Source organism: Streptomyces sp. NPDC092045, from assembly GCF_044756005.1.
In the GTDB taxonomy this organism is placed as follows: domain Bacteria; phylum Actinomycetota; class Actinomycetes; order Streptomycetales; family Streptomycetaceae; genus Streptomyces.
The window spans coordinates 17,523-33,268 of record NZ_JBIVSC010000034.1 but is presented as its reverse complement, the minus strand read 5'-3'; the positions used below and the strand labels follow the sequence as shown (position 1 = coordinate 33,268).

Here is a 15,746-nt window from a genome sequence, read left to right as displayed (position 1 = left end):
GGAGCGCGCAGATCGGGTCGATCTCCGTGACGATCACGCGCGCGCCCTGGCCGCGCAGCGACTCCGCGCAGCCCTTGCCGACGTCGCCGTAGCCGCAGACGACGGCGGTCTTGCCGCCGATGAGGACGTCGGTGGCGCGGTTGATGCCGTCGATCAGCGAGTGGCGGCAGCCGTACTTGTTGTCGAACTTCGACTTCGTCACGGCGTCGTTCACGTTGATCGCCGGGAACAGCAGCGTGCCGTCGCGGTGCATCTCGTACAGGCGGTGCACGCCCGTCGTGGTCTCCTCGGTGACGCCGCGGATCTCGGACGCCAGCTGGGTCCACTTCTGCGGGTTCTCGCCGAGGGTGCGGTTGAGGAGACGCAGGATGTGGGCGTACTCCTCGCTGTCCGCGGTGGCCGGGTCCGGGGCGGAGCCGGCCTTCTCGAACTCGACGCCCTTGTGGACGAGGAGGGTGGCGTCACCGCCGTCGTCGAGGATCATGTTCGGGCCGCCGGTGGGCGAGTTCGGCCAGGTGAGGGCCTGCTCGGTGCACCACCAGTACTCCTCCAGGGTCTCGCCCTTCCAGGCGAAGACCGGGACGCCCTGGGGGTTCTCCGGGGTGCCGTTCGGGCCGACGGCGATGGCCGCGGCGGCGTGGTCCTGGGTGGAGAAGATGTTGCAGGAGGCCCAGCGGACCTCGGCGCCGAGGGCGACCAGGGTCTCGATGAGGACGGCGGTCTGCACGGTCATGTGCAGGGAGCCGGTGACGCGGGCGCCGGCGAGCGGCTGCTGCTCGGCGTACTCACGGCGGATCGACATCAGGCCGGGCATCTCGTGCTCGGCGAGGGTGATCTCCTTGCGGCCGAAGGCGGCCAGGGAGAGGTCGGCGACCTTGAAGTCCTGGTGGGCTGCGGTCGTCATGACGGGGCTGCTCCTCATGGGTCGGGTGCGAGGGTCGTTCGGGGCGCCGGGCACCACGGCGGTGGTCCCCGGGCACAGGAATGCCCGGGACTTCCATGGTGCCGTCGTCGGAGGCCCTCTCTCCCTCGGCCGGTCAACGGGGACCGCCCGACCGCCATCAGCAGCGACGTCTGGCTGGTCACGAATCTACACCGATCGGCACGGCGGTCCACAGTCCGCATCGGACCCCGGGGCTCCTCCCGGACAGTCCCGGAGCCGGGTCGAACGCGTCGAGCCCCCGGTCCGCGCGTACGGACCGGGGGCTCGGTGGGGCGGGCTCGATGGCCGGATTCGGTCGTCGGGCCAGCGACCCGTCTCACGGGCTGATCACCGAGGAGGGGCGACTTCGGGATCGGAGGGAGACGGCCCGGGGGAAAGGCGGCCCCGGAGGGGGCCGGTGCCGGGAGGGACCGGTGCCGGGAGGGACCGGTGCCGGGAGGGACCGGTGCCATGGGGCCGCGAGTGAAATCGGCGGCCCTGCGGGTCAGTGGCCCACGGGGCCGTGGCCCCGGGGTCGGCGCCCCCTCCGGTCAGTGGCTCGGGCCGCCCGGGGTCGCGGCCGGGTCGGGGCCCGCCGCGGCCTCCTTCTCGCTGTAGATGTCGGGCTCCAGGTAGATGACCCGGGCGATCGGGACGGCGGCGCGGATGCGCTCCTCGGCCGCGTTGATGGCCCCGGCGACCTCGGTCGCGGTGTCGTCGTGCGCGACGGCGATCTTGGCGGCGACGAGGAGCTCCTCGGGGCCGAGGTGGAGCGTGCGCATGTGGATGAGGCGGGTGACCGTCCTGCCATCGACGACGGCGGCCTCGATCTTCCGGACCTCGTCGGTGCCGGCGGACTCGCCCAGGAGCAGCGACTTGGTCTCGGCGGCGAGGACGAGCGCGATCAGGATGAGCAGGATGCCGATGCAGAGGGTGCCGATGCCGTCCCAGACGCCGTCGCCGGTGAGCAGGGCGAGGCCGACGCCGCCGAGGGCCAGGATGAGGCCGACGAGGGCGCCGAGGTCCTCCAGGAGGACGACGGGGAGCTCGGGGGCCTTGGCGCGGCGGACGAACTCCTTCCAGGAGAGGTTGCCGCGGAGCGGGTTCGACTCCTTGATGGCGGTGCGGAAGGAGAAGCTCTCGGCGATGATCGCGAAGACGAGGACGCCGACCGGCCAGTACCAGGCCTCGATCGCGTGCGGGTGCTTGATCTTCTCGTAGCCCTCGTAGATGGCGAACATGCCGCCGACGGAGAAGAGCACGATGGAGACGAGGAAGGCGTAGATGTACCGCTCGCGGCCGTAGCCGAAGGGGTGTTGCGGAGTGGCCTCGCGCCGGGCCTTCTTGCCGCCGAGGAGCAGCAGGCCCTGGTTGCCGGAGTCGGCGAGCGAGTGGACGCTCTCCGCGAGCATCGAGGACGAACCACTGAAGAGGAACGCCACGAACTTGGCTGCGGCGATCGCGAGATTCGCGGCGAGCGCCGCCACGATCGCCTTGGTTCCGCCTGACGCGCTCATGGGTGTACGGGGTCCCTTCGTCGGTGCTCCGGCTCGATCGCCGCGGTTCGGCCGGTCATTGTCGCATCAGGCCGCCACGGTGGCGCGGAAGACCGTACCCGCTCCGGTCAGTTGGATGCGCTCGCCCGCCGGGACGAAGACGGATTGGCCGGGGGCGAGGGGGATTTCGCCCGCCGTCGGGCGGCCGGCGACGGCCAGCAGGATCTGGGGGGTGGGGGCGGTGAGGTCGTTGGGGGCGGCGTCCTCCGCGCGGACGAAGCGGGAGAGGCGGAACTCGTCGGTCGGGGTCTCGTAGACCTCCTCGCCCGACGGGGAGGCCTCGGGGCGCAGGACGGCCGGGTCGGCCGGGTCGAAGCGGACGACCTTGAGGAGTTCGGGGACGTCGACGTGCTTGGGGGTGAGGCCGCAGCGCAGCACGTTGTCGGAGTTGGCCATGATCTCGACGCCGAGGCCGTCGAGGTAGGCGTGCGGGACGCCCGCGCCGAGGTAGAGGGCCTCGCCGGGCTGGAGCCGCACGTGGTGCAGGAGCATGGCGGCGACGACGCCGGGGTCGCTCGGGTAGTGGTGGGCGAGGCGCGCGTACGGGGCGTGCGCGCCGCCGAGGCGGTCGGCGGCGGCGGTGGCCTCGGCGACGGTGTGCGCCGTCTCCTCGGGGTCGGCGGTGAGGAGGGCCGTCAGGACCTCGCGGAGCGCGGCCTCCTCGGGGTGGGCGTGCAGCAGGTCGACGTACGGCTTGAGGGAGTCGACGCCGAGCGCGGCGATCAGGTCGGCGGCGTCGGCGGGGGCGCGGAAGCCGCAGAACCCCTCGAAGGGGGTGAGGGCGCAGATCAGCTCGGGCTTGTGGTGGGCGTCCTTGTAGGTGCGGTGCGGGGCATCGACGGGGATGCCCGCGGCCTCCTCGGCGGCGAATCCGGAGCGCGCCCGGTCGAGGTCGGGGTGGACCTGGAGGGAGAGGGGGGCGCCGGCGGCGAGGACCTTGAAGAGGAAGGGCAGGCGCGGGCCGAACTTCTCGACGGTCCGCTCGCCCAGTTCGCGTACGGGGTCGGCGTCGATGAGCTCGTTCAGCGGGCCTCGCCCGGTGCGGGAGGGGGCACCGGGGTGGGCGCCCATCCACATCTCGGCCTGCGGCTCGCCGGTGGGGGCGGTGCCCAGGAGTTCCGGGATGGCCGTCGTGGATCCCCAGGCGTAGGGACGGACGGTGTTGACGAGGCGGTCCATGGGGCCTGCCAGCTCCTCGGGTGGGTGACGGGTGTGCGGGTGTCCGGGGACACGGGAGACAGATGACAGGGGGCGGGTGACGGGTGGGTGACCGGGCGGTGGACGGTACGGGGTGGGTGCGGGGCCGGCGCCGCGAGCCGTGGCGTCCGGTGCGGGGCGCGGAGCGGTCCGGCGGCTACGGGGCCGGGGTGGGCCGGGTGGCCAGGGCCAGGTAGACGGCCGCGAAGTCGGTCACGGCGAGGAGTTCCGCGAGCGTCTCCAGGTCGCCGCCCTCCTCCGGCTCCAGTTCGCTGACGGCGGTGTCGTGGCCGAGGGCCAGTTCCCGGGCGGCGGGGGCGGCGCTGAGGCCGCCGGCGGGCCGGTCGCGGAGGAGGACCACCCGGGCCCGCAGGGCCTGGGGCTCGTCGACCCGGTCGCGGAAGAAGTCGTCGGGGTCTGCGGCCGCCGCGTAGTCGCCGGCGAGCAGGACGCCGTGCGCGGGCAGGGCCTCGGGGAGCTCGGCAGCGAGGGCGGGCAGTCCGGCGAGCTCCGCCAGTACGGCGGCGAAGCGGCGTCCGGCCGGGCCCGCGGCGCTGCCCTCGGTCCAGATCAGCGGGAGCGAGTCCGCCAGCTCGGCGGCGAGGGTCTTCGCCGGGTTGCTGTACGTGGCGACGGCGGGGCCGCAGCGTTCGGCCGCGCGGTCCAGGCGGTCGGCGACCTTCTCCAGGGCCTCGGGCGGCGCGTCCAGGAGGCCGACGCGGTCGAGGAGGGCGAGCAGCGGGGTGAACAGGGCCCAGAGGGCGCCGGGGCTGGCCGCGATGTTCTCGGCGTACTCGTCGGGCGCCTCGTTGGGGGCGACGGCCATCGGCACGAACAGGCCGTGCGAGCCGCCGACCGCCTCCACGAGCGGGGAGCCCTGGGGGGCGACGGCGACGACCGTGATGCCGCGGCGGTACGCCTGCTCGGCCAGGAGCGCGAGGCCCGGTTCGGAGCCGTCGGTGGTGGGGAGCAGCAGCAGGTCCACCGAGCCGGCCCAGCCGGGCAGCGCCCACCGCAGGGCGCCGGCGGCGGGGGCCACGCCGGTGGGGCGGAGGCGTACGACGGGGGCGGAGGCTCCGGCGAGGGCGCCGATCAGGTCGGCGACGCCGGTGGCGGCGGTGCCGGGGCCCGCGACGAGGACCGCGCGGGGGCGGCCCTCGGGGCGGAGGTCGGCGATTCCGGCGTCGGCGGCGTGCCGGGTGGCGGTCCGCACCCGCGCGCCGGCTTCGGCGGCGCCGCGGAGGAGGCCCCGGCGGTCGGCCAGGGCGAGGTCGTCCGGGCTGTCGAGGAGGGTCTCGTCGAGCATCTGGTGCCTCCCGGGTGAGCGGGTTCGGTGGGGCGCCTCGGGCGGGGAGCGGGGAGGTGCCTTCGGGTGGGCCCGGCCTCCGGCCGGGCTTCTCGGTCCCGCTCGTACCATCCGTACCACCGAGTGCGCGGAGGTGCGGGTCTTCCCGTGAGTGGTGCCCGCCGTCGGCGTCCGTCGCTCGTGGTGGTCCCGGGTCCGGTCGGCGGCCGTCGTCCTCGGGGGCGGTCGGGGCCGGTCGGCCGCGATCCGCCCGTCGGGCCCTACGCCGGGCGGCGGGCCTCGTCGGTGAGGAGGACCGGGATGCCGTCGCGGACCGGGTAGGCAAGGCCGCAGTCGGTGCCCGTGCAGACCAGCTCGGGGGTCTCGTCCGCGGTGCGGTCGTTCAGCGGGGCGTGGCACGCGGGGCAGGCCAGGATCTCCAGGAGGCCGGCTTCGAGCGGCATGGGGTGGTCCCTTCGGACGAACTGCGGACGGACGGTGGTGGTGCTGCCCTCGGGCCGGGCTCCGGACCCGGCTCTCGGACCGTGCCCCGGGGGCCGGGGCTCCGGACCCGGTCCTCGGACCGGGCCGGGGGCGGGGTCTTCGGGCCGGGGCCTCGGGTCGGCCGTCGGGCCAGGTCAGCCTACCGCCGGGGAACGGGGGCCGTCCCGTTCCCCGGCGGTGGGCGCGGGGTCAGTCCGTCGCCCGGACCAGGGCGAGGACCTCGTCGCGGACGCGGGCCGCGGTGGCCTCGTCGCGGGCCTCGACGTTGAGGCGCAGCAGCGGCTCGGTGTTGGAGGCGCGGAGGTTGAACCACCAGTCGGCGGCGGTCACGGTGAGGCCGTCGAGCTCGTCGAGGGTGATCCCGTCCCCGCCCTCGTACGCCGCCCTGACGCGGGCCGTGCTGGCGGCCTGGTCGGTGACGGTGGAGTTGATCTCGCCGGAGGCGGCGTAGCGGTCGTAGGCGGCGACCAGCTCCGAGAGGGTGCCCTCCTGGCCGCCGAGGGCCGCGAGGACGTGGAGCGCGGCGAGCATGCCGGTGTCCGCGTTCCAGAAGTCCCGGAAGTAGTAGTGCGCCGAGTGCTCGCCGCCGAAGACCGCGCCGGTCTTCGCCATCTCCTCCTTGATGAAGGAGTGGCCGACGCGGGTGCGGACGGCCTCGCCGCCCTGCTCGCGGACGACCTCGGGCACGGACCAGGAGGTGATCAGGTTGTGGATGATCGTTCCGCCGGGGTGCTTGGCGAGTTCGCGGGCGGCGACGAGGGCCGTGATCGCGGACGGGGAGACCGGCTCGCCGCGCTCGTCGACGACGAAGCAGCGGTCGGCGTCGCCGTCGAAGGCGAGGCCGATGTCGGCGCCCTCCTCGCGGACGCGGGCCTGGAGGTCCACGATGTTCTTCGGGTCGAGGGGGTTGGCCTCGTGGTTCGGGAAGGTGCCGTCCAGTTCGAAGTACATCGGGACGGTGTCGAGCGGGAGGCCCGCGAAGACGGTGGGGACGGTGTGGCCGCCCATGCCGTTGCCCGCGTCGACAACGACCTTGAGCGGGCGGATGCCGGTGAGGTCGACGAGGCCCTTGAGGTGGGCCGCGTAGTCGTCGAGGGTGTCCCGCTCGGTGATGGTGCCGGGGGTGGCGGCGGCCTCGGGGGCGCCCTTCTCCGACCACTCCTCGGCCAGCGCGCGGATGTCGGCGAGGCCGGTGTCCTGGCCGACGGGGGCGGCTCCGGCGCGGCACATCTTGATGCCGTTGTACTGCGCCGGGTTGTGGGAGGCGGTGAACATCGCGCCGGGCAGGCCGAGGCTGCCGGAGGCGAAGTACAGCTGGTCGGTGGAGCAGAGGCCGATGAGGGTGACGTCGGCACCGAGGCGGGCCGCGCCGCGCGCGAAGGCTCCCGCGAGGCCGGGCGACGAGGGACGCATGTCGTGGCCGACGACGATCGCGTCCGCGTCCGTCACCCGGACGAAGGCGGCGCCGAAGAGCTCGGCGAGCGCCTCGTCCCACTGGTCGGGTACCACTCCGCGGATGTCGTACGCCTTCACGATCTGCGACAGATCGGCAGTCACGGATCCACCCTCCTGAGTTCTGGGCACGCGTGTGCGGCGCGTGTACGGAACGCCAAAACTACCCGGAGTGGGGCGGGAGGATGCGGATGGTGGCCGGTTGCGCTCAGTTGTCGGGGGAACGGAGCACCCTGAGGTGTCCGCGGCGCCCGACCTCCATGGGATCGCCGCCGCGGCCTCCGCCGCCCTTGCCGCCGGCTCCGGCCGCGCGCTCCTGGGGGCGGGCCGCCTCCCGGACCGCGTTGGCCAGGGCTTCGAGGTCGTCGCCGCTGGGGCGGGTGGGGGCGGATCCGTCGGAGAGCCGCACGACCTCCCAGCCGCGCGGGGCGGTGAGGCGCTCGCTGTGCTCGGCGCACAGGTCGTAGCAGTGGGGCTCGGCGTAGGTGGCGAGCGGGCCGAGGACCGCAGTCGAGTCGGCATAGACGTACGTCAGTGTCGCGACGGCAGGGCGGCCGCACGCGGTGCGCGAACAGCGACGTACAGGGCTCACGACGTTGGACGGTACCGCACTCTTGAGCGGGCCGCGACGACTCTCCCTCAGGTCACTCCACCGTGTCGCGGTGTGAACCGCGCCATACCCCTGTCCGGGGCGGCTGTTCCGACCTGCGGGGAAGGTCCCGCACGGCTCCCGGGGCAGGTGGAGATTCGGACAGTCCGGGATATGAATCCGGTCAATCAGGGCCAGATGGCCGATCGCGACGGATCGCCGAAGCGGGCGCGCGATTGGCCGGAATGTTCAGGTTTCGACAGGAGGGACGGGCCGGGGGCGGAGGAGCGGCGGGAGCGGGCCGGAGGAGGGACGGGTGCGGGCCGGAGGCTCGGGGGAGGGTGGCGAGGACACGCCACGGTACGGAGGACCGATGGGGGTTACGCTGCGTCGGTGATGGACAGTCCTGTGCCGCCGAGCCCCCCGCACCGTCCCGCGGAGCCCCCGGCGGAGCCCCGGGTCCGCCGCCGCGACCGGCACGGCCGCGGGATGCGGGGACCCGTCGCGCCGCCGCAGGTGCCGCTCTCCGCGAGCCGGGCCGACACCTTCCGCGATCTGGTCCTCGACTCGGTGGAGCGCCTCGAACGGCGCTGGCCGCAGCTGGCCGACGTCGAGTTCCTGGTCCTGGAGGTGCCGCCGCCCGTGCCGGGCGAGACGGTGCCGCTGGGCGGCTCGCTCCCGGCGGAGAAGGGAGAGCCCGCCCGGGTGGTCGTCTACCGGCGGCCGGTCGAGATCCGCTCGAAGAGCCGGGACGAGCGGGCGCTCCTGGTCCACGAGGTGGTCGTGGAGCAGGTCGCCGAGCTCCTCGGCCTCTCCCCCGAGTCGGTCGACCCCCGGTACGGCCAGGACTGAGACGGGCGGGCCGGGGCCGGGAGCTCGCGGGCCGGGCCTAACCGGGCCGGGCCCGTAGTCGTACGGCTCTCCTCCTCCCGCCCACGGCTCCGCCCCCTCCGGTCTCCCCCGGAAGGGGCGGTCTCGTCCGCGGCGGCTCCGGACCTCAGTCCAGCACTCCCAGGTCCTGGCGGGCCGAAGGGACCTCGACCGTGCCCCGGTCGTCGGCGAGGGTCTGGACGGTGAACATCGGGATGCCGTCCTGCGGCGCGGCGAGCGTCCGCGCCGCGTACACCTTGCCGCCGGAGACCGGTTCGACGGTCAGCGCGTAGGAGCCCTTGAGGCCCTGCGGGACGATGTCGGTGAGGGCCGCCGTCGTGCCCGCCTTGACCGTGACCGTCTTCGTCACCGGCGTGCCGGCCTCGGAGCCGGCCGAGGCCGTGACGGTGACCCGGGCGTCGGCCTCGGGGGCGGTCAGGGAGAGCGTCGAGGCCCCGGCGCGGTTGTCGGCGGCCGTCGCGCGGGCGGAGATCGCCCCCGCCGCCGGGATGAAGGCGATCTCGCTCTTGTCGCCCTTGCCGCGGACCACCTGGAGGGCGGCCACGACCGGGACGGGCCGCTTCGGGTCCTCCGGGGCGAGGAACAGGGAGGCCGCCGAGCCGCGGGTGAGGTCCGGCAGGTCGATGGAGGTCGTCATCCCGGACTTCACGTGCAGGGTGTCGGCGCCCGCCGGGACGATCGCGCCGCTCGCGGTGGACAGCTTGACCTTCAGGTCGGCGTCGTCCTCGCCGGGGGCGAAGACCACGAGCCGCACCGAGGCCGCGTCGGCCGGGATGCCGGGGAGCACGACGCTGCCCGACGGGTCGGCCGAGGCGGAGATCCAGTCGCTGCCGAGCTTGTCGTCGGCGACGCCGACGGCCGCGCCGACGCGCCCGCTGCGGGTGGTGACGTGGACGGTGACGTCCCGCTGGGCGGCCTCCTGGGTGAGGGTGGGGAGGAGGACCGGGACCGTGGAGTGGGCCGGGACCGGAATGCCCTCGGTGAACTGGGACTTCAGGACGCCCTCGGGGCCGTACAGCTCGATGTCGGCGACGGCGGCGGTGTCGTCCGGGTTGGTGAGGTGGACGTAGTCGTGGCGGGCCTGGGCGGTGGAGGCCGCCGGGAACCAGAAGTCGGTGTCGGGGGCGCCGCAGGTGAGGCCGAGGAGGCCGCGCGGGCCGCCCGCCGGGACGACGGTGGTCTGCTGGACGGTCCAGCCGGAGGCGAGGGCGCCGGTGGCCGAGCCGGTGAGGGCGGGCACGGCCGCGCCGTTCGCCCGGGCGGTGACGGGCTTGCCGGGGGCCGTGACGGTGGCGGGGGCCTTGGCGGTCGCGGGCGGCTTCTTGTCGCCGGTCCCGCCGTCGGCGGTCGCGCCCGCGGCGGGCCGCAGGAGGGCCGTGGACCGCGCGGCCCCGTCCTTGCCCGCGCCCGTGCCCTTGCCGGTCTCCGCGCCCGCCGGGGTGTACGAGGTGTAGACGGTCTCGGCCACCTCGGAGGAGCTGGGGACCGGGCAGGCCAGGCCGACGCGCTCGACCGGCAGCCGGGTGGTGGCCTTCGTCGCTCCGGGGACGGCGGTGCCGTCGGGGGCGGTGAGGGCGGCGAAGCCGGTGACGGCGGCGAGGGCCGTGGCGCCCGCGATCAGGGAGAGGGTCGTGCGCTTCACTGGTTGCTGCTCCCGTCGGGACGCTGCTCGGTCTCGTGGCCCCGGGGGTGCCCGTAGCCGTAGCCGTACGGGTCGTACTGCTGCGGGTCGTACGGCTGCTGCTCGTATCCCTGGCCGTCGTACTGCTGCGGGTCGTATCCCTGGCCGTCGTACTGCTGCTGCTCGTAGCCCCGAGGGTCGTACTGCTGCTGCTCGTAGCCCTGCTGGGGGTACGCGTGGGGCTGCTGCTGGTACGGGTCGGCCGCGTACTCCTGGTGGGGGGCCTGGTCGGCGTAGGTCCGGTCGCCGGTCTGCTCCTGGGCGGGGGCCTGGGCGTAGACGGGGTCGTACGCGCCGTCCCACTCCGCCTCCCGGCCGCCGGGCTCGTGGGACTGCTGCCCGGGGATCGGGACCGGCTCGTGCTCCGGCGCGTCGGCGGGGGCCTGCTCCGCGGCCTCCGCCTCGGCGGCGGCGCGCAGGCGGCGGGCGCGGCGGCCGTCGCCCTCGGCGGCCCGGGCGGGGATCGCGAGCTCCTCGTCGGGCAGGTCGTCGTCGATCTCGCGGCGGCGGCCGGGCAGGGCGAGGACGAGGAGGACGACGCCGAGGGCGACCTGGGTCCAGATCCACGCGGTGTGGGTGAACGGCTCGTCGTACGCGACGTCGAGGCGGCCGCCCCGGTCGGGGAGTTCGAAGCCCTGGGCCCAGCCGTCGACGGTGGTCCTCTTCAGCTCCTTGCCGTCGAGGGTGGCGGTCCAGCCCTCGGCGGCACGGTCGGCGAGGCGCAGGACGCGGCCCGCGGGGCCCGCGGGGACCTCGGTGTGGACCTCGACGGGGCCGGCGGCGACGGGGACGGCCCTGGCGGTCTCCTCGGCGGCCGGGGCCCCGTCCTCGGCGGCGGGCGGCACGATCATGACGCGGGCGATCTCGCGGTCCACGCGCCAGAGCGCGCTGCCGTCGATCTGGCTGAGGCGGCTGAGGCCGGGGGTGGCGTCGAGGACGCGGCTCATCTGGCGGGGCGCCCCGTCCCGCACCAGGACGTAGCGGATCGCGTAGCCGCTGAGCTGCTCGGTCTGGTCGGCGCCGGAGCCGGCGACGAGGAGGGCGACGGTCCGGTCGAGGTGCGGGTCGCCGTCGGCGGTGGCGGTGAGCTCGGCGTCGCCGAGGCGGGCGCCGGAGCCGCGGACCAGGGTGTAGGCGACCTCGCCGGGGGTGGAGCCGCCGAGGACGAGGGTGCGGGGCTGGTCGCGGGTGGTGCTCTCCTCGGCGACGAAGGCCGGGACCTGGACCGGGTCGCGGCGGGTCAGCGGGCCGTCGGCGCCGCCGATCATCCAGCCGGCGGCGGCGAGGGCGGGGCCGGCGGCGCAGGCGAGGGCGACGAGGGCGGCGACGGGCTGGCGCCAGCCGAAGCCGTGGGCGGCGACGCGGGTGCGTCCGCCCTCGGCGCCGATCAGGCCGGCGGCGATGAGGGCGGCGCCGTAGACGAGGGTGGCGGGGCCGGCCCAGCCGGTGCCGCCCGCGCCGTTGGTCAGGACGGCGAGGAGGAGGCCGGCGAGGGCGGCGGCCCAGGCGGCGTGGACGGCGAGCCGGCGCTCCTCGCGCAGCAGTCCGGCCAGACCGGCGAGGACGAGGCCGATCAGGAGGAGGCCGCCGGTGGCGCCGGGGCCGCCGGGGCTGGTGCCGAGCAGGTCGAGCGCGGTGGCGGTGCCCGTGTGCAGGTCGACGCCGGCCTCGCGCAGGAGGGCGGAGGGGTCGGTCAGGAGGGTGAGCGACCAGGGGGCGAGGACGAGCAGGGGGGTGCCGACGGCGGCGAGGAAGCGGAGCCCGTACGCGGTGATGTCGGAGCGGCGGACGGCGAGGACGCCGAGGCCGAGGAGGACGGCGAGGGGCCAGACGACCGGGGTGAACGCGGTCGTGAAGGTGAGCAGGAGGGCGTACGCCCAGGTGGCGCGCCAGCTGCCCCGGTCGGGCCGGTTGAAGCCGTGGGCGGCGACGGCGGCGCGGCCGATCAGCGGGAGCAGGATCGCGAGGACGGCGGTGCCGAGCCGGCCGGTGGCGAGGGCGCCGGTGGCGGCGGGCAGGAAGGCGTACGCGACGGCACCCCAGGCGCGCAGGAGGCGGGACTCGACGATGCCCCGGGAGGCGAAGTACGCGGTGAAGCCGGCGAGCGGGACCGAGCAGACGAGCAGCAGGGTCAGCGCGGTGGAGGTGGAGCCGAGGAACAGCGCGGAGAGCGCGGCCAGGACGGCGAGGTAGGGCGGGGCGGACTGGGTGCCGCCGGTGCCGAGGGGGTGCCAGGTGTCGGCGTACCGGGACCAGAGTCCGGAGACGGTGTCGGGGGCGGGCAGCAGGGCGCCGCCGGCCAGCGAGCCGCCGGAGAGGAGGTTGCGGCAGGCGACGAGGGAGACGACGAGGAGGAGGGCGAAGAGGACCGGTCCGGGTCTGCGGGCGATCTTCTTGAGCCGGGCGAACTGCTCGATCTCCAGGTAGTCGGCGTCGTCGCCGCCGGGGCCCGACTCGACGACGCCGTGGCGGGAGCCGCCGGAGTCGGTCTCGTTGCCGCCGAAGTTGGCGGTGAGCTGTTCGACGGCGGCGCGGACGGTGGCGCCGGGCGGCGGGAACAGCGGGCGGAGTTCGCCCGCGGCGACGGCGGGGTTCTTGCGCCGCTTGCGGGCGGCGAGGATCTTCTCGGGGCGCAGCAGGGTGGCGAGGAGGCCCATGACCTCGTCGACGGCCTGCCCGGGGACCTTGCCGACGAGGTAGGCGAGGGTGCGGAGCAGGGTGCTGAGGACGAGCCGCAGGAAGACGTACGGGAGGGCGGCGCCGCGGGTGTTGGCGAGGAGCGTGTAGACGGCTCCGGCCTTGTCGACGCGGTGCGGGTTGGTGGCGGTGCGGCCGGCGCAGTCGACGGTGCGGCGCTCGCGGGCGGCGGCCTCGGCGTGCCGCAGGACGGCGTCGGGGGCGATGAGGACGCGGTGGCCGGCGGCGTGGGCGCGCCAGCACAGGTCGACGTCGTCGCGCATGAGGGGCAGGCGGCGGTCGAAGCCGCCGAGCTCCTCGAAGACGTCACGGCGGATCAGCATGCCGGCGGTGGAGACGGAGAGGACGGAGCGGACCTGGTCGTGCTGGCCCTGGTCCTGCTCGCGGCGGTCGAGGCCGGTCCAGCGGCGGCCGCTGCGGGCGATGGAGACGCCGGTCTCCAGGAGCTGCTTCCGGTCGTACCAGCCGCGCAGTTTGGGGCCGACGACGGCGGCGTACGCGTCGGAGTCGGCGACGCGCAGGAGTTCGGCGAGGGCGTCGGGCTCGGGCGCGCAGTCGTCGTGGAGGAGCCAGAGCCACTGGACCGGTTCGCCGTGCGGGAGTTCGGGGAGGTCGTAGGCCTCGTCGTTCCAGGTGCGGTTGACGGGGTCCCAGCCGCTGGGGCGCTTCAGGTAGGGCAGGTCCTCGGGTCCGAGCACGGGCGCGGTGCGGGCCGCCTCCTCGACGGCGGCGCCGAAGCCGGTGCGGCGCGCGAGGTGCAGGACGCGGTCGGCGCCGACGGCGTCGGCGACGAGCCGCGCGGAGTCGTCGGCGCTGCCGGTGTCGGCCGCGACCACGTTCTGCACGGGGCGTTCCTGGGCGAGCAGGCCGGCGAGGGCGTCGGGCAGCCAGCGGGCGCCGTCGTGGGTGACGAGCACGGCGGTGACGACGTGTCGCGGGAACTCAGGAGTTGAGGACATCGAGCTACGGGCCCTCCGGCCGGGGGTCGCCCGCGGGGGGCGTGGGAGCGTCTCGGACGGAGGCCCACACTAACGGCTGCGCGCGGAGCGGTCCGCCGCCCTGTGGACGGAGCTCCCGGGCCCCTGTGGACAGAGGGGACGGAACGGTCGCGGGGAGGGCGCGGGACGGGACGCCCGGGGAGGGCGGGGAGGCCGGGCCGCGGGGAGCGCGGGGCGCACGGGGAACGCGGAGGGCTCGGGGCGCGTGGAGGGTTCGGGAAAAGCGGGGCGCACGGGGAGCGCGGAGGGTTCGGGAAACGCGGAGGGTTCGGGGCGCACGGGGAAGGCGGGGACCGCGCGGAAGGTGCGGAGAGCGCGGGGAACGCCGAACGGTCCGCCTTCCGTGCTCGGGTGCACGGGGGGCGGACCGTTCGGATCGTCCTGGTGCGCGCGTCTCGGCGCGGTCCCGGTGGGCGCGTCCCGGCTCGGAGGTCCGGACGCGGTCGGGCGGCGGTGGCGCGTGCGGCGGCCGGAACCGCTGTCCGGCCGGCGGCGGTTCAGACGGCGGCCTTCTTCAGACGGCGCCGCTCGCGCTCGGAGAGGCCTCCCCAGATGCCGAAGCGCTCGTCGTTCTGCAAGGCGTATTCGAGGCATTCGGAGCGGACCTCGCAGGCGAGGCAGACCTTCTTGGCCTCGCGGGTCGAGCCGCCCTTCTCGGGAAAGAAGGACTCGGGATCGGTCTGGGCGCACAGCGCGCGCTCCTGCCAGCCGAGTTCCTCGTCCGCGTCCTCGACCAGCAGTTCCTGGAACAACTCGGTCATGTGCGCCCCTCGTCTGTTCTGTGCGTCCCGTGGAGTTGCCGTGCGAGCACGGCCGAACGACACGAGTGAAATTACAAGTTCGTGCTCTGTGCGAGTCAAGCTGAGATCTGCTATTGGGCCCCGTATTCACTCTGCGGAACCAAGCGTATGCACTAAGTGTTCAAATCACCAAAAACCGTGACACATGCCAACGGCGTGACCACGCGGCACGGCCTTCGTGGAGAAGGACGTCCGGGGCTTGGATCTTGTTGCCGTCCAGCCACGGAAGCGATCCGGATCACAGTCAGGTCACGAGCCGCTCCCGCTCGGGACCGACACGCGCGCGCCGCCATGTTCACGGACATGGTCGAAGCGCCATCTCTCCTGGTCCGCGCATGAGCAAACCTTTCTCCAGAGAGGGCAACCGGATGAGGTGAAACATTACCGCCAAATCGGGCATTGAGTTGACAGTCGGGTGTCCCTCCGGCCACCTTTGGTGGCATGCCAGCGACCGCAGCGCCCTCCGCGACCCACGCCCGTGGGTTCCGCCGCGCTGTCCAGGCGCGCTGTTGCTGTTGCCGTCCCAGCTGTTGATGCCGCAGAGCTCCAGCTTCTTCCCCCCAGCGTCACCCGCGTCATCCGTGTCACCGCTCCTTCCGTGACCCCCCACCGCTTCTGTTTCTGCTGAGGAACCACCCCACCCCATGAACATGGACAGCGACCTCCAGATCGCCGGCGACATCATGGAGGTCCCCCACCTCCTCCAGCCCGAGCGCGTCCACCCCGTGACCGTGGCCGATTTCGTCGGCCTCGCGCGCTCGATCGCCGAGGACCGCTCCCAGTGGGCCCCGTACGTCGAGTACGACGCCACCACCCGCTGGTACCACCGTCTGCGCACCGGACCCGGCTACGAGGTGTGGCTGCTCTCCTGGGTGCCCGGGCAGGGCAGCGGACTCCACGACCACGGCGTCTCCTCCGGCGTCCTCACCGTCCTGGAGGGCGAGCTGACGGAGCGCACGGACCGGGGCGTGCGGACGCTCGCGGGCGGCGCGCAGCGCGTGTTCGCGCCCGGGTACGTCCACGAGGTCGTCAACGGCTCCCTGGAGCCGGCCGTCAGCCTGCACGTCTACTTCCCGGGCCTGACCGAGATGCCCATGCACGAGTCGCTCCGCGCGCAGTGCGCCCCGGTGGCCCCCGCCCCGGTCGCGCCGGGAGTGATCGTCGCCTGACACAC

At 74.6% G+C, this 15,746-nt stretch carries 12 protein-coding genes; 2 read left to right on the top strand and 10 right to left on the bottom strand.

Translation table 11 applies throughout. The features are described 5' to 3' along the window. The 7 genes from ACIQKA_RS34045 to ACIQKA_RS34015 all read right to left on the bottom strand — a co-directional run. On the bottom strand, positions 1-904 hold a 904-nt coding region (locus ACIQKA_RS34045; protein WP_402543290.1), incomplete at its 3' end, for an adenosylhomocysteinase. A 569-nt stretch (positions 905-1,473) separates the two neighbouring features. Then, positions 1,474-2,439 (bottom strand): cation diffusion facilitator family transporter, encoded by a 966-nt coding sequence (locus tag ACIQKA_RS34040; RefSeq protein WP_383156891.1) that lies wholly within the window; start codon positions 2,437-2,439, stop codon positions 1,474-1,476. Positions 2,440-2,505: 66 nt separating this feature from the next. Next, entirely contained in the window at positions 2,506-3,657 is a 1,152-nt protein-coding gene (gene manA, locus ACIQKA_RS34035) for a mannose-6-phosphate isomerase, class I (RefSeq protein ID WP_383156894.1), read from the bottom strand. A 175-nt stretch (positions 3,658-3,832) separates the two neighbouring features. After that, positions 3,833-4,981 (bottom strand): SIS domain-containing protein, encoded by a 1,149-nt coding sequence (locus tag ACIQKA_RS34030; RefSeq protein WP_383156896.1) that lies wholly within the window; start codon positions 4,979-4,981, stop codon positions 3,833-3,835. 260 nt (positions 4,982-5,241) lie between these two features. Next, positions 5,242-5,424: a Trm112 family protein gene (locus ACIQKA_RS34025; protein ID WP_030221689.1), complete on the bottom strand. Its 183-nt coding sequence runs from the start codon at positions 5,422-5,424 to the stop codon at positions 5,242-5,244. Between the two features lie 229 nt (positions 5,425-5,653). Next, the gene (locus tag ACIQKA_RS34020) at positions 5,654-7,021 is read right to left on the bottom strand and encodes a phosphomannomutase/phosphoglucomutase (protein ID WP_383156900.1); all 1,368 of its coding nucleotides are present in this window, start codon (positions 7,019-7,021) and stop codon (positions 5,654-5,656) included. 103 nt (positions 7,022-7,124) lie between these two features. After that, positions 7,125-7,559: a DUF3499 domain-containing protein gene (locus ACIQKA_RS34015; protein WP_376242811.1), complete on the bottom strand. Its 435-nt coding sequence runs from the start codon at positions 7,557-7,559 to the stop codon at positions 7,125-7,127. 342 nt (positions 7,560-7,901) lie between these two features. On the opposite strand from ACIQKA_RS34015, the gene ACIQKA_RS34010 reads away from it, so the two are divergent. Beyond that, a complete protein-coding gene (locus tag ACIQKA_RS34010; RefSeq protein ID WP_383156938.1) occupies positions 7,902-8,357 on the top strand; it encodes a metallopeptidase family protein in 456 nt (151 codons plus the stop codon). Positions 8,358-8,502: 145 nt separating this feature from the next. Here the strand turns inward: ACIQKA_RS34010 and ACIQKA_RS34005 are convergent, their stop codons facing one another. From ACIQKA_RS34005 to ACIQKA_RS33995, 3 genes are all read right to left on the bottom strand, one after another. Then, positions 8,503-10,038, bottom strand: coding sequence for a DUF5719 family protein (locus ACIQKA_RS34005; RefSeq protein ID WP_402543289.1), 1,536 nt, complete (start codon positions 10,036-10,038; stop codon positions 8,503-8,505). Continuing rightward, positions 10,035-13,733 carry a glycosyltransferase gene (locus ACIQKA_RS34000; RefSeq protein ID WP_402543288.1) on the bottom strand — a complete coding sequence of 1,233 codons (3,699 nt, stop codon included), beginning with the start codon at positions 13,731-13,733 and terminating at the stop codon, positions 10,035-10,037. The genes ACIQKA_RS34005 and ACIQKA_RS34000 overlap by 4 nt, the downstream gene beginning before the upstream one ends. Positions 13,734-14,269: 536 nt before the next feature. After that, positions 14,270-14,533, bottom strand: a complete 264-nt coding sequence (locus ACIQKA_RS33995) for a WhiB family transcriptional regulator (RefSeq protein ID WP_015033978.1) — start codon at positions 14,531-14,533, stop codon at positions 14,270-14,272. A 683-nt stretch (positions 14,534-15,216) separates the two neighbouring features. Here ACIQKA_RS33995 and ACIQKA_RS33990 point away from each other — a divergent pair. Then, a complete protein-coding gene (locus ACIQKA_RS33990; RefSeq protein ID WP_383448310.1) occupies positions 15,217-15,741 on the top strand; it encodes a cysteine dioxygenase in 525 nt (174 codons plus the stop codon). The last annotated feature ends 5 nt before the right edge of the window (positions 15,742-15,746 follow it).

Excerpts from the sequence above, each read along its gene's own strand:
- ACIQKA_RS34040 (WP_383156891.1), bottom strand. The coding sequence starts at position 2,439 with ATGAGCGCGTCAGGCGGAACCAAGGCGATCGTGGCGGCGCTCGCCGCG.
- manA (WP_383156894.1), bottom strand. The coding sequence starts at position 3,657 with ATGGACCGCCTCGTCAACACCGTCCGTCCCTACGCCTGGGGATCCACG.
- ACIQKA_RS34030 (WP_383156896.1), bottom strand. The coding sequence starts at position 4,981 with ATGCTCGACGAGACCCTCCTCGACAGCCCGGACGACCTCGCCCTGGCC.
- ACIQKA_RS34025 (WP_030221689.1), bottom strand. The coding sequence starts at position 5,424 with ATGCCGCTCGAAGCCGGCCTCCTGGAGATCCTGGCCTGCCCCGCGTGC.
- ACIQKA_RS34010 (WP_383156938.1), top strand. The coding sequence starts at position 7,902 with ATGGACAGTCCTGTGCCGCCGAGCCCCCCGCACCGTCCCGCGGAGCCC.
- ACIQKA_RS34000 (WP_402543288.1), bottom strand. The coding sequence starts at position 13,733 with ATGTCCTCAACTCCTGAGTTCCCGCGACACGTCGTCACCGCCGTGCTC.
- ACIQKA_RS33995 (WP_015033978.1), bottom strand. The coding sequence starts at position 14,533 with ATGACCGAGTTGTTCCAGGAACTGCTGGTCGAGGACGCGGACGAGGAA.
- ACIQKA_RS33990 (WP_383448310.1), top strand. The coding sequence starts at position 15,217 with ATGAACATGGACAGCGACCTCCAGATCGCCGGCGACATCATGGAGGTC.